We start from the raw sequence: 11,740 nt of genomic DNA on the forward strand, positions 1-11,740 counted from the left end.
ATCCGATTATACCGACAGGGGAAACGAAAAACCCCGCCGAAGCGGGGTTGGTCTTTCCACTGGGCGACGTGATCAGTTGTTGATCAGCACGCCGCGGTTGTGGTTCGCCAGGTTGTCGCGGTCGACGATCTTCGGTGTGACGAAGATCAGCAGCTCGAACCGTGAGTCGTCGCGCAACCGGTTCTTGAACAGGTTGCCGACACCCGGCAGGTCACCGAAGAAGGGCACCTTTTCCAGTTGGGTGACGTTCTCGAACTCGTAGATGCCACCCAGGACCACGGTCTGGCCGTTCTGCACCTGAACCTTGGTCTGCACCTCGCGGGTGTTGATCGGCGGTTCGCCATTGATCGCACGGGTGTAGTCCGGCTCTTCCTTCATCACCAGGATGTCCATGATCACGTTGTCGTTGGGCGTGATCTGCGGGGTGACTTCGGTCTTGAGCAGGGCCTCCTTGAACTCGATGTTCGAGATGGCGCCGCCACCGGAGGCGGTCTGGGACTGGTAGGGGATCTCGACGCCCTGAGAGATGGTCGCCTTGTGCCCGTTGGTGGTGATGACCTTCGGGTTCGAGACGATCTTGCCAGTGCCCTCGCTCTGCATGGCCTGGAGCTCGAGGTTCAGGAGCACGTTCGAGCCGAGGATGGCCAGACCTAGCGAACCGGTCGGGTCGCCGCTGATCGGGGTGTTGACCATCCAGCTGTCCTGGCCCTCGAAATAGGTGCCATTGAGCGTTGATGGGTTTCGTTGGTCGATCGGGAAGGCCGGGCCGTCGCTACCATCATAGGCGCCGCCGCCGAAGCCGACACGTTGCCCGCCTCGATCAAAGCCGCCCTGAAGACCCCAGCGGACACCAAGCTCGCGCGAGAAGTTGTCGGTCGCGATGACGATGCGGGTCTCGACCAGCACCTGCTTGACCGGGCGGTCGATCTGCTCGATCAGGCCGCGGACCCGGTCGAGGGCCTCGGCCGTGTCGGTGACGATCAGGTTGTTGGTGCGCGAGTCGACGGTGATCGAGCCGCGACGGCTAAGGAAGTTGCCGTCGCTCTTCTTCTCGCCCGAGCTCTCGCCCAGGCCCGAGCTCTGGCGTACGAGGGATGCGATGTCGTCGGCCTTGGCGTAGTTGATCTGGACGATGTCGGTGATCAACGGTGCCAGTTGCTGGGCCTGTTCGCGGGCGGCCAGCTCGGCCTTGTCGCGCGCGGCGACTTCGTCGGTGGGCGCAACGTAGATGACGTTGCCGTTCTCGCGCGAGGACAGGCCCTTGGTGGTCATGATCAGGTCGAGTGCCTGATCCCAGGGCACGTTTTCCAGTCGCAGGCTGATCGAGCCCTGGACGGTGTCGCTGACCACGATGTTGTTGCCGGTGAAATCGGCGATCAGTTGCAGCAGCGGACGGACCTGGATGTCCTGGAACTTAAGGGTCAGGCGCTCGCCGGTGTATTCCTTCTTGCCCAACGAGGTGCGTTGCTCTTCCTCGGGGATGGGTTGCACCTCGATGACCAGGCGGTTGCCGGTCTGGTAGGCCAGGTGCTCGCCGGCGTCCTGGGTCTTGAGGGTGACGCGGCTGCCATTGCCTTCGCGGCGAACGTCGACACGTTCGACCGGGGTGGCGAAGTCGTTGACGTTGTAGCCGCCTTCCTCGAGGCGGGTGCCCGGCAGGCGCACCACGATCTGGCTGCCCTGACGCTTGATGTCCATGGGCGCGTCGGTGCTGCCCACATCGAGCAGCAGGCGGCCGGCGCCGCTGGAGGCGCGGCGGAAGTCGATCGGCTGGCCGGCATCCATGGCGGTGGCCTCGGAGCTGCCGCGATCGGTCACGGCCATGCCGCTTGCCGTCGTCGTGGCTTGTTCTGCCTGATCAAAGGAGACGGTCAGGCGGTTGCCGTCCTGATTGATCGAATAGGGAACCGACTGGTCGAGATTGAACACCGCACGGGTCTTGCCGTTCGCCTCGGCCAGCATGACCGAATTCACCGCGCCCAGACCGATTGCGGTCTGGCGGCTGCCGGTCTGGTTGTCGACGTCGGGCAGGTCGACGGCCACCCGGGCCGGGTTGTCGATCTTGAAGCTGCCCGGCTCGCCGGCCAAGGGCTCGGAGAGGCTGAAGTGCACTTGCACCGTGCCGTCGCTGGTGCGGTCGTAGGTAATCTCGTTGAGATCGCCGGCCAGTGCCAGGCATGGAGCCAGGGCGGCTGCCATGGTGATGGCTGGGAGGCCAAGCCCTCGACGCAATCCCGTGCTCAGGCGTGAAGGTTTCTTGAGGTTGTCCATATCGCTGCTTCCCATCATTTAGCTCCGGCCGCTCTGAGACTTGACGACCGTTGTCTGTTTTCTCCAGCCACCCTGTCCATCGGGCACGATTTCCTCCAGCGTGACGCTGGTCTCGCCGATCTCCAGCACTTCGCCATAGTTGCGACCCATGTGGTCGCCGAGCATCACCTCGTGGATGACACCATTGCCGTCGCGGATCAGGGCGTAGGTGTTGCCCTGACGATTTATGATGCCGCGCATGGCCAGTGCATCCAGCGGGAACTGCTCCAGCGGTTCCTTGGGACGATCGACATCCGGTTTGAGGCCGTCCGAGTCGTTCACGTCGTCTTCCTTCGGCGGCATGAACGGTGTCCGGGCCTCTTCCGGCACGCTGTAGGCGTATTTCGGCAGGGGCTTCATTTCCGGGATCGGTTCGATCTTGCCACCCGGACGGGCCTCCAGCTCGGCGACTTCCTGCTCGAGGTCGGTCATGTCCTGGGCGCACCCGCTGACGGCGCCGATCAGAACGAGCCCCGAGCCGATCAACCCGAGTCGGGCCAGGCCGATTCGTTTTTGGTCTGATTTCATTGGCCGCCTCCTTGCTCGCCGCTTTCGAGATACCGGTAGGTCTTCGCCTGGATGCCCATGGTCAGCTCACGTTCGGCGTCATCGTCCTTGTCACTGGCGTCGCGCGGCTTCATGGCCGGGTTGTGCAGGGTAACGATCCGAGGCAGGTTCGCTGTATCGCTGACGAACTGCGTCAGTTCGCGGTAGGTGCCGCGCAGCGACAGGTGATAGGTCATCTCGGCGTAGAAGTCGTGCTTGACCTCACTGCCGGGCCGGATCTGCTCGTTCTTCAGCCCGTTGGAGAGCGAGGTCTGGGCGACGTTGTCGATCAGGTTTTCCGCCTCGCGCTTGTTCGGCAGCTGACGCAGCAGCTCGCCGAAACGGGTCTCCATTTCCTTGATCTGGGCCTGGTAGGCCTCGAGGTTGGCGGCCAGGCGCTGCTTCTGGTCGACGGTCTGCAGCAGCGATCGCTCTTCGCGCTGTTCGCGCTCAAGCAGTTCCTTCTGCGGCAGGGTGTCGAAATACACCACCCCGCCAACGATCAGCACGAAAACGAAGGCGAAGATGACCAGCCGGGTGCCGAGCGAGGTCAGACCGATCGTCTGAAAATCGAGATTTCTCAGTTCGTTGAGATCCATGGCTCAGTTCTCCTGGTCCGCGTCGTCTTCCTTGGGCGGCGTGATCTTCGCTTCGATCGAGAACACGTACTGGCCGGCGTTGGCTGTCTGGTCCGAGCCCTCGGCAAGGATGCCCGAGCCCACCAGGCTGGCACTGCCGATGTAGTCGGCACTGTTCAACCGGCGGAGATAGGCCGCGACCCGTGCCTGGGCATCGGCCTTGCCCTGGATGCTGATCTTTTCGTCATTGGTTACCGTCACGTCGGTCAGCTGGACGCCGTCCGGCAGGGTGGTGATGAAGTTTTCCACCAGATGGACGATCGTTGGCCGGCTGGACTGGAGCTTCTCGATGACCTGCATGCGGGCGGTCAGCTCGGCCTTGCGTTGTTTGAGCTCGTTGATCGTCTGGATCTGGCGGTCGAGCTTCTTGATCACGTCCTCGAGGTAGGCGTTGCGGGCCTGCTGGTTCTCGATGTGCGACTGCATGTAGCTGTGAATGCCGAAGGCGACGCCCACGGCGATCAGGGCGGCCAGTACCAGGTGGACGACAAAGTCGCGTTGCCGCTTCTGGCGCCGTTCCTCGCGCCAGGGGAGAAGGTTGATGCGTCTCATCAGTCGAAGCTCCTTAACGCAAGCCCGCAGGCAATCAGCATTGCGGTGCCGTGCCGAGCCATTTGCTCGGCGGACACGCCAGGTCCTTTGGCGAGTGCGGCGAACGGATTCGCCAGCCGGGTCGGGACCCCGGTCTCGTTGTTGATGCGCTCGACGGCGCCGGCAGTATTTGCCGCGCCGCCGCCGAGCAGGATGAGGTTGACGGTGCTGCCGCTGGATTCGGAGTAGTAGTACTGGATGAATCGCTCGATGTTCATGGCGAGCGAATCGAGGTAGGGCTGAAGCACCTTGCGGGGGTAGTCCTCGGGAAGGCTGTCGTCACGCTTGCGCTCCTCGGCCTCCTCGAGGGTCAATCCGTATTGGGCGGCGATCTCGCTGGTGAGCTGCTGGCCGCCGCCTTCGTGCTCGCGCGTGTAGACGATGTCGTCGCCGACGAAGATGCTCAGTGTCGTGGTGGTGTCGCCGAGATCGAATACCGCCACCGGCTGGGAACGTTCTTCCGGGGCAAGTGTCAGAGCCAGTATCTCGGTAAATGCGTTCTGAAGGGCAAAGGATTCGATGTCGACCACGTCCGCCGTCATGCCAGCCGCCTCGGCTACCGCCACCCGACTGTCGACATTGTCGGTACGAGTGGCGGCCATCAGGACATCGACGCCCTCGGTTTCTCCGCTGCGACGCTTCTTCTGCTTGCCGAGAATGTCGGTCTGGACCGGCTCGAAGTCGAAATTGACCTCGTCGATCGGGAAGGGGATGTACTGGTCGGCTTCCAGCCGCACCTGTTCCTCGAGCTCGAATTCGTCACCCGGGTTGTCGATATGCAACACCCGGCTGACGGCCGAGGAGGTTGGCACCGCCATGCACAGGTGCCGGCCCTTGATGCGGGCTCGGCGCACCGCCCGCGTCAGCGCGTCCGCGACGGCTTCCGTGTCGGTGATCGATTTGCCCTGCACCGCTCCCTGCGGCAGGGGTTCGATGGCGAATGCCGTGGTGCGATAACCACCACGGCGTTTTTCCAGTTGGATTAGCTTGACGGCAGTCGAGCTGATGTCGACCCCGAGTCGAGCGGGTTTAGCGCTGAATAGTGGCACGGTCATTCCCTTCCTTTTGAGCGTGCGTTAAGGTTTCGCACACACGCACCTTGTCTCCCAGATATGCATCCTATGGCATAACCGTCGCGCTTGTCGACAACGGCGCTGCTGCGTGCTCGCAACAACAGGCACTGGGCCTTTTTTCTCTCTATTCGAATGAAGCTTATCAAGATTATTTTCTATCTGGTTGGATTGGGGTTGATTTTGGCCCTTGCCGGCGTTGGTGTTCTGTATCATCTTTACAACACCCAGTTGCCCAGTGTCGACGAGTTGGGCGAGGTGCGATACCAGATGCCGATGCGGATCCACGACCGCGAGGGTGGGTTGATCGCGGAGTTCGGCGACCAACGTCGTTTCCCGGTCTCCTACGACCAACTCCCGCCCGTCCTTGTGGATGCGTTCGTTGCCGCCGAGGACGATCGTTTCTTCGAGCACATCGGGGTGGATTTCCTTGGGCTGGCACGAGCCGCCGTCGAACTGGTACGTACCGGCGAGAAGTCGCAGGGCGGCTCGACCATCACCATGCAGGTGGCACGCAACTTCTATCTCGGGCGTGAGAAGACCTATACCCGCAAGCTTTACGAGATCCTGTTGGCGGTGAAGATCGAGCGGGCCTTCAGCAAGGAAGACATCCTTGCCCTTTATCTGAACAAGATCTTCATGGGGCACCGGGCCTATGGCGTCAAGGCCGCAGCTCAGGTCTACTTTGACAAGGACCTGCCGGAGCTGACGGCCGCCGAAGCAGCCATGCTGGCGGCCCTGCCTAAGGCCCCTTCGACGACCAACCCCGTCAGTAATCCCGAACGTGCCTTGGCGCGACGCGCCTACGTGCTGGGGCGTATGTTCAAGCTGGGCTTGATCGACCAGCCGACGTTCGAACGTTCGATCGAAGAACCCTTGCCGGGGCGCTTGTATACCTCGGCCGAGGTAGTGACCCGCGCGCCTTACGCCGCGGAAATGGCACGGCGAGACCTGGTCGAGAAGTACGGGCAGGAAGCCTACGAGATGGGACTGGCCGTGCACACGAGCATCGACCCCGAGGCGCAGCAGTCCGCGACCCGTGCTTTGCGTCAGGGGCTGATCGACTACGACCGGCGCCACGGTTACCGCGGCCCGGAATCCGACTGGAGCGACTGGCTCGAGGATCGTGAGGCGCTGGAAAAACAGTTGGCGAACACCAGCCGGGTCGGTGGGCTGTTGCCGGGTGTGGTGCTGGAGGCCGGCGCGGCCGAGGCACGTGTGCTGGTGCGAGACGCCGGTGAAGTGGTTCTGGATCTCGATTCGATGAGCTGGGCCTGTGAATACCAGGACACCGATCGCTGCGGGCCGAAGCCCAAGGCGGTCGACGAGGTGCTGGGTCGGGGTGATCTGATTCGGGTCGAGTCGGTCGACTCCGACGACGGCGTGGCTTATCGGCTGGCGCAAATCCCGGAAGTGACCGGGGCGTTTGTCGCGCTCGACCCATCCAGTGGGGCGATCCGAGCCATGGTCGGGGGGTTCGATTTCTTCCACGATAGCCAGTTCAATAACGTCACCCGCGCCGAACGCCAGCCCGGCTCGGGATTCAAGCCCTATCTCTACTCCGCGGCCCTCGACCAGGGATTCACCTGGGCGAGCATGATCAACGACTCGCCGGTGGTGGTGGAGGATGGCGTGCGTCAGGGCATTGACTGGCGCCCGAGCAATTACGGCCGCAGTTTCGGGGGCATGCGTCGTATGCGTGATGCATTGACGCGTTCGGTGAACCTGGTTTCCATCCGTCTGGCGCAGGCAGTCGGCACCTCAACAGTCCTGGAATATGCCGGGCGCTTCGGCTTGCCGGTGGAGGAATGGAAGCCGACCCTGTCGATGGCGTTGGGCAGCTACACCCTGACCCCACTGGATCAGGTCGCCGGCTTTGCCGTGTTTGCCAATGGTGGCTATCGCGTCAGCCCGTTCCTGGTCACCGAGGTGGATAATCCGGACGATGGCGTGATCGATTCGCACCCGGCGGTCAGTCGCTGCGACGACTGCCCGGTTGACACGGCCGACCCGAGCCTGGCCCCGCGCGTGATTTCGGCGCAGAACGCCTTCCTGATGCGTTCAGGGCTCAGGGGCGTGGTCCGAGAGGGTACCGGGGTGCGTGCCTGGCGGGCGCTGGAGCGAGAGGACATCGGCGGGAAGACCGGCACCACCAACGACCAGCGCGACGCCTGGTTCACCGGCTTCGGGCCCGGCTGGGTGGCCACTGCCTGGGTGGGGTTTGCCGACAACAGTGAACTGGGCCGACGCGAGACCGGCGGCAAGGCGGCGCTGCCGATGTGGATCGACTTCATGCGCGACGTGCTTCCGCCGCCCGGGGATGTCGAGGAACCGCCGGAGGGGGTCGTGACCGCCTGGATCGACCCGGATACCGGCAAACGCGTGCCGGAGGGTCACCCGGGGGCGATCCGCGAGTATTTCGATTCGACCAACCCGCAGGCCGGTCTTCCGGAAAAGGATGCGGCGGCCGAATCGGGCACGTCGCGCGAGGTGATCGACAACCTGTTCTGACCTTTGAGGGCGGCGGCCTCGATCGCCGTCCCCGCGAATGAGGAGAGTGCGACATGGGTCCGGCTTCACTGGAACTGTTGCGTCGGGCGGCGCGTCATGCGGCCGAGTCGCCGGGGCAATCCCGACGTGATTCATTGCGCGTCGCCGCGGATGAGCTGGGCGAGACCCTAGATCCGCGCTTTCGCTCCGCGGACCTGGAGCGGCTCGAGCTGGAACTGGGTCAGTACCAGGCGACCTTTCGTCCCGAACAGCGAGAGCATTTGGCGACGCTCCGCCGGGCGGCGCTCGAGGCGATGACCTTTTTTGCCGAGTTCCGGCCGCGGTTGGTGGGCGACGTGCTCACTGGCACGGCCGATGACTATTCCCCCATTGTGTTGCAGCTGTTCGCCTCGACCCCCGAGCGGGTGATCGAATGCCTGCTCGGTCACGATATCCCGTTCGAGGAATCCGAGACCAGCTATCAATACCCCGACGGCCGCCACGAACGGGTGTCGGTATTCGCCTTTGGGGCCGGCGACGATCACATCGTGCTGGAGGTCTTTCCCGAGGAGCGACTCCGCGAGACGCCGCTGGTGCCCGGCGGGGCCAAGTTACGGCGTGCGTCTCGGCGACAGGTCGAGGCGCTCATGCAAGAGGGGGCGGTGGACACCCACTGAAGGTCGAGGGTCGGGCTGACGGCAATCCTGCCTATTGCATGGCGGCTGTCGACGCACTACCGAGTCAATAAAAACGCCCCCGGGTAAGCCGGGGGCGTTTCTGGTTTGGCTGGAGCGACGTCCTGGTCAGTCGCGGGCACTCAGGCGGTGGACCGCGTCGACGAGCACCTTGACCTTGTCCGGATTGACGTGCTGATGGATGCCATGACCAAGATTGAAGACATGCCCCGGGTGGGGGCCGAATTCCTTGAGGATGCGGGCCACCTCACGCTCGATCACCTCGTCGGGGGCGTAGAGCACGCTCGGATCGAGGTTGCCCTGCAGGGCGACGCGGTCACCGACGCGGTTGCGGATCGTGTCCAAGGTGACGGTCCAATCGAGGCCGATGCCATCGGCACCGGTGTCCGCGATCCAGTGCGCCCACTGGCCGCCGCCCTTGGTGAACAGCGTGACCGGGACGTAGCTGCCGTCCGGACGCTCGCGGTTCAGGCCGTCGACGATGCGTTGCATGTACTGCAGCGAGAAGTCGCGGTAGTCGTGCGGAGCGAGCACGCCGCCCCAGGTATCGAACACCATCAGCGACTGGGCGCCGGCTTCGATCTGGGCGTTGAGGTAGTCGGTCACCGCGTCGGCAAGCCGACCGAGCAGGTCGTGTGCTGCCTTCGGGTCGCTGTAGACCAGTCCCTTGACCTTGGCGAAGTCCTTGGTGCCGCCACCCTCGACCATGTAGGTCGCCAGCGTCCACGGGCTGCCGGTGAATCCAATCAGCGGCACGCGCCCGTCCAGTGCCTTGCGGATGGTCGACACGGCGTTCATCACGTAACCGAGATCCGATCCCATGTCCGGCTTCGGCAGGCGGGCGATGTCAGCCGCCGAGCGCACCGGGCGTTCGAACACCGGACCTTCGCCGGCGACGAACTTCAGCCCCAGCCCCATGGCATCGGGGATGGTCAGGATGTCGGAGAACAGGATGGCCGCGTCGAGATCATAGCGCTCCAGCGGCTGGAGGGTGACCTCGCAGGCCAGCTCCGCCGAACGGCAGAGATCCATGAAGCTGCCAGCGCGCTGACGCGTCGCGCGGTATTCCGGCAGGTAACGACCTGCCTGACGCATGATCCAGATCGGGGTGCGGTCGACGGGCTGGCGGGCCAGCGCACGTAGCAGGCGGTCGTTCTGCAGCGGAGCGGTCATGAAGCTTATACGTCCAGGTAGTCGAGAATGCCGAAGGCCGCGTTGCGCCCCTCGTAGACGGCGGTGACCACGAGATCTGCGCCACGCACCATGTCGCCGCCGGCAAAGATCTTGGGGTTGCTGGTCTGGAAGGCGGGCGCGTTCTGATCCTTGTGGACCATCACGCGACCGCTGGCATCGAGCTCGATCTTCTGCGGTTCGAACCAGTCGGCCGGGGAGGGGCGGAAGCCGAAGGCGATCAGCACGGCATCGGCCTCGATCACCTGCTCGGAGCCCTCGATGGCCACCGGCCGGCGGCGACCGCGCTCGTCCGGCTCGCCCAGGCGTGTCTCGACGAACTTCACGCCGGTCACCTGGCCACCTTCGCCGAGCACCTCGACCGGTTGCAGGTTAAAGCGGAAGTGGGCACCTTCCTCGCGGGCGTTCTTCACCTCGCGGCGCGAGCCCGGCATGTTGTCTTCGTCGCGACGGTAGACGGTGGTCACCTTGGCCGCACCCTGGCGCAGCGAGGTGCGGGTGCAGTCCATCGCCGTGTCGCCGCCGCCCAGGACAACCACGCGCTTGTCCTTGACGCTGATGTAGGGGTAGTCGCCACCAAAATCGAGCAGGTGATTGGTGTTGCCGATCAGGAAGGGTAGCGAGGCGTGTACGCCTTCGAGATCCTCGCCCGGGAAGCCGCCCTGCATGGCGTTGTAGGCGCCCATGCCCATGAACACCGCGTCGAACTCGCCGAGGATGTCATCGATGGAAATGTCCTTGCCAACCTCGGTGTTGAGGCGGAATTCGATGCCCATGCCCTCGAAGATCTCGCGACGGGTTTCCATCACGTGCTTCTCGAGCTTGAACGAGGGAATGCCGAAGGTGATCAGGCCGCCGATCTGCGGGTGGCGGTCGAAAACCACCGCCTTGACGCCGTGGCGTGCCAGGATGTCGGCGCAACCCAGGCCGGCCGGGCCGGCGCCGATCACCGCAACGCGCTTATCGGTGGGCACGACGTCGGACATGTCCGGACGCCAGCCCATCTTGAAGGCCTCGTCGGCGATGTACTTCTCCACCGAGCCGATGGTGACCGCGCCGAAGCCGTCGTTCAGGGTGCAGGCGCCCTCGCAGAGGCGGTCCTGCGGGCAGACCCGACCGCAGACTTCCGGCAGGGAATTGGTCTTGTGGGCCATCTCCGCGGCCTCGAGCAGGTTGCCCTCGGCGATCAGCTTGAGCCAGTTGGGGATGTAGTTGTGGACCGGGCACTTCCACTCGCAGTACGGATTGCCGCACTCGAGGCAGCGGTCGGACTGCTCAGCCGCGTGATCCGGGGTGAATTGCCCGTAGATTTCGTTGAACTGTTGGACGCGTTCCTCGGCAGGAGTGGTCTCCGGGTCGCGTCGCGGCACGTTCAGGAACTGGAAAGTCTCGCCCATGGCTCGTTCTCGAATTGATGGTTCGGATCAACGCGGCGCCCGGGAGGGGTCCGGCTGGGCGGACCGCGGCCCGGGGCGATCCCCGTGGCTCAGGCCGAGAGGCGGGAGCGAACGGCCTGGCTGACGGCGGCCATGTCGGCACGGCCGGCCAGGCGTTCGCGGGCCGTCTTCATCACGGCCCCCATCTGGCTCAGGTCGGTGGCCTGCTCGGCGGCGATGATCTCGGCCACCGCGGCCTCGATTTCCTCGGGGGACAGCGGCTGAGGTAGGTAGGTCTCGATGATCGCGAGTTCGGCTTCCTCGACGGCCTTCAGGTCGTCGCGGCCGGCGGACTCGTACTGGGCGATCGACTCGCGGCGCTGCTTGGCCTGCTTGGTCAGGATCGCCATGGCCTCGTCTTCCGAGACCTCCCGGCGCTCATCGATCTCCCGCTGCTTGATCGCGGCGATCAGCATGCGGATGGTGGCCAGACGCGGCTTGTCGCCGCTCTTCATGGTCGTCTTCATGTCGGCGGTCAGACGCGCCTTGATCGTGCTCATGCGGTAGTCGCCGTCACAAGTGCGATCAGTACAGGCGAACGCGACGCGCTTGTTCCTTCGAGAGGCGCTTCTGGTTGCGCTTCACGGCGGCGGCAGCCTTGCGCTTGCGGGCGGCCGTCGGCTTTTCGTAGTACTCACGCTCGCGCATCTCGCTGATGATGCCGGCTTTCTCGCAAGAGCGCTTGAAACGACGAACTGCTACCTCGAAAGGCTCATTTTCCCGAACACGTACAGAAGGCATGAATGCGTTCCACCTCGTTGATTTGAAACTGA

11 protein-coding genes are annotated in these 11,740 nt (G+C 64.0%); 2 read left to right on the plus strand and 9 right to left on the minus strand.

The annotated features are described in order from the left end of the window. Positions 1–72: 72 nt before the first annotated feature. The 5 genes from pilQ to pilM form a co-directional block, all read right to left on the minus strand. Entirely contained in the window at positions 73–2,199 is a 2,127-nt protein-coding gene (pilQ, locus tag VWP12_RS04475; RefSeq protein ID WP_410474788.1) for a type IV pilus secretin PilQ, read from the minus strand. A gap of 90 nt (positions 2,200–2,289) precedes the next feature. Beyond that, positions 2,290–2,838, minus strand: a complete 549-nt coding sequence (locus VWP12_RS04480) for a pilus assembly protein PilP (RefSeq protein WP_410474789.1) — start codon at positions 2,836–2,838, stop codon at positions 2,290–2,292. After that, positions 2,835–3,455, minus strand: coding sequence for a type 4a pilus biogenesis protein PilO (locus tag VWP12_RS04485; RefSeq protein ID WP_410474790.1), 621 nt, complete (start codon positions 3,453–3,455; stop codon positions 2,835–2,837). The genes VWP12_RS04480 and VWP12_RS04485 overlap by 4 nt, the downstream gene beginning before the upstream one ends. Before the next feature lie 3 nt (positions 3,456–3,458). Further along, positions 3,459–4,046, minus strand: coding sequence for a PilN domain-containing protein (locus VWP12_RS04490; protein WP_410474791.1), 588 nt, complete (start codon positions 4,044–4,046; stop codon positions 3,459–3,461). Further along, the gene (gene pilM / locus VWP12_RS04495) at positions 4,046–5,134 is read right to left on the minus strand and encodes a type IV pilus assembly protein PilM (RefSeq protein WP_158611849.1); all 1,089 of its coding nucleotides are present in this window, start codon (positions 5,132–5,134) and stop codon (positions 4,046–4,048) included. Before pilM ends, VWP12_RS04490 begins: the two co-directional genes overlap by 1 nt. Positions 5,135–5,332: 198 nt before the next feature. Between pilM and VWP12_RS04500 the strand changes: the two genes are divergently transcribed. Then, positions 5,333–7,666 (plus strand): penicillin-binding protein 1A, encoded by a 2,334-nt coding sequence (locus VWP12_RS04500; RefSeq protein WP_410474792.1) that lies wholly within the window; start codon positions 5,333–5,335, stop codon positions 7,664–7,666. 53 nt (positions 7,667–7,719) lie between these two features. Further along, a complete protein-coding gene (locus VWP12_RS04505) occupies positions 7,720–8,322 on the plus strand; it encodes a hypothetical protein (protein ID WP_410474793.1) in 603 nt (200 codons plus the stop codon). Between the two features lie 126 nt (positions 8,323–8,448). Here the strand turns inward: VWP12_RS04505 and hemE are convergent, their stop codons facing one another. The 4 genes from hemE to rpsU form a co-directional block, all read right to left on the minus strand. Further along, complete coding sequence (gene hemE / locus VWP12_RS04510) at positions 8,449–9,513, minus strand: uroporphyrinogen decarboxylase (RefSeq protein WP_410474794.1); 1,065 nt, start codon at positions 9,511–9,513, stop codon at positions 8,449–8,451. A gap of 5 nt (positions 9,514–9,518) precedes the next feature. Then, complete coding sequence (locus VWP12_RS04515) at positions 9,519–10,928, minus strand: FAD-dependent oxidoreductase (RefSeq protein WP_410474795.1); 1,410 nt, start codon at positions 10,926–10,928, stop codon at positions 9,519–9,521. A gap of 89 nt (positions 10,929–11,017) precedes the next feature. After that, positions 11,018–11,467 (minus strand): GatB/YqeY domain-containing protein, encoded by a 450-nt coding sequence (locus VWP12_RS04520; protein ID WP_410474796.1) that lies wholly within the window; start codon positions 11,465–11,467, stop codon positions 11,018–11,020. A 25-nt stretch (positions 11,468–11,492) separates the two neighbouring features. After that, positions 11,493–11,708, minus strand: a complete 216-nt coding sequence (gene rpsU, locus VWP12_RS04525; RefSeq protein ID WP_125199564.1) for a 30S ribosomal protein S21 — start codon at positions 11,706–11,708, stop codon at positions 11,493–11,495. Between the last annotated feature and the right edge of the window lie 32 nt (positions 11,709–11,740).

The sequence above is a fragment of the Guyparkeria sp. TX1 genome (assembly GCF_046523965.1).
Taxonomy (GTDB): domain Bacteria; phylum Pseudomonadota; class Gammaproteobacteria; order Halothiobacillales; family Halothiobacillaceae; genus Guyparkeria.

What these genes read in the sequence shown, in the direction of transcription:
- pilQ (WP_410474788.1), bottom strand. Translation starts at nt 2,199, where the DNA reads ATGGCAGCCGCCCTGGCTCCATGCCTGGCACTGGCCGGCGATCTCAAC.
- VWP12_RS04480 (WP_410474789.1), bottom strand. Translation starts at nt 2,838, where the DNA reads ATGAAATCAGACCAAAAACGAATCGGCCTGGCCCGACTCGGGTTGATC.
- VWP12_RS04485 (WP_410474790.1), bottom strand. Translation starts at nt 3,455, where the DNA reads ATGGATCTCAACGAACTGAGAAATCTCGATTTTCAGACGATCGGTCTG.
- VWP12_RS04490 (WP_410474791.1), bottom strand. Translation starts at nt 4,046, where the DNA reads ATGAGACGCATCAACCTTCTCCCCTGGCGCGAGGAACGGCGCCAGAAG.
- VWP12_RS04505 (WP_410474793.1), top strand. Translation starts at nt 7,720, where the DNA reads ATGGGTCCGGCTTCACTGGAACTGTTGCGTCGGGCGGCGCGTCATGCG.
- hemE (WP_410474794.1), bottom strand. Translation starts at nt 9,513, where the DNA reads ATGACCGCTCCGCTGCAGAACGACCGCCTGCTACGTGCGCTGGCCCGC.
- VWP12_RS04515 (WP_410474795.1), bottom strand. Translation starts at nt 10,928, where the DNA reads ATGGGCGAGACTTTCCAGTTCCTGAACGTGCCGCGACGCGACCCGGAG.
- VWP12_RS04520 (WP_410474796.1), bottom strand. Translation starts at nt 11,467, where the DNA reads ATGAGCACGATCAAGGCGCGTCTGACCGCCGACATGAAGACGACCATG.
- rpsU (WP_125199564.1), bottom strand. Translation starts at nt 11,708, where the DNA reads ATGCCTTCTGTACGTGTTCGGGAAAATGAGCCTTTCGAGGTAGCAGTT.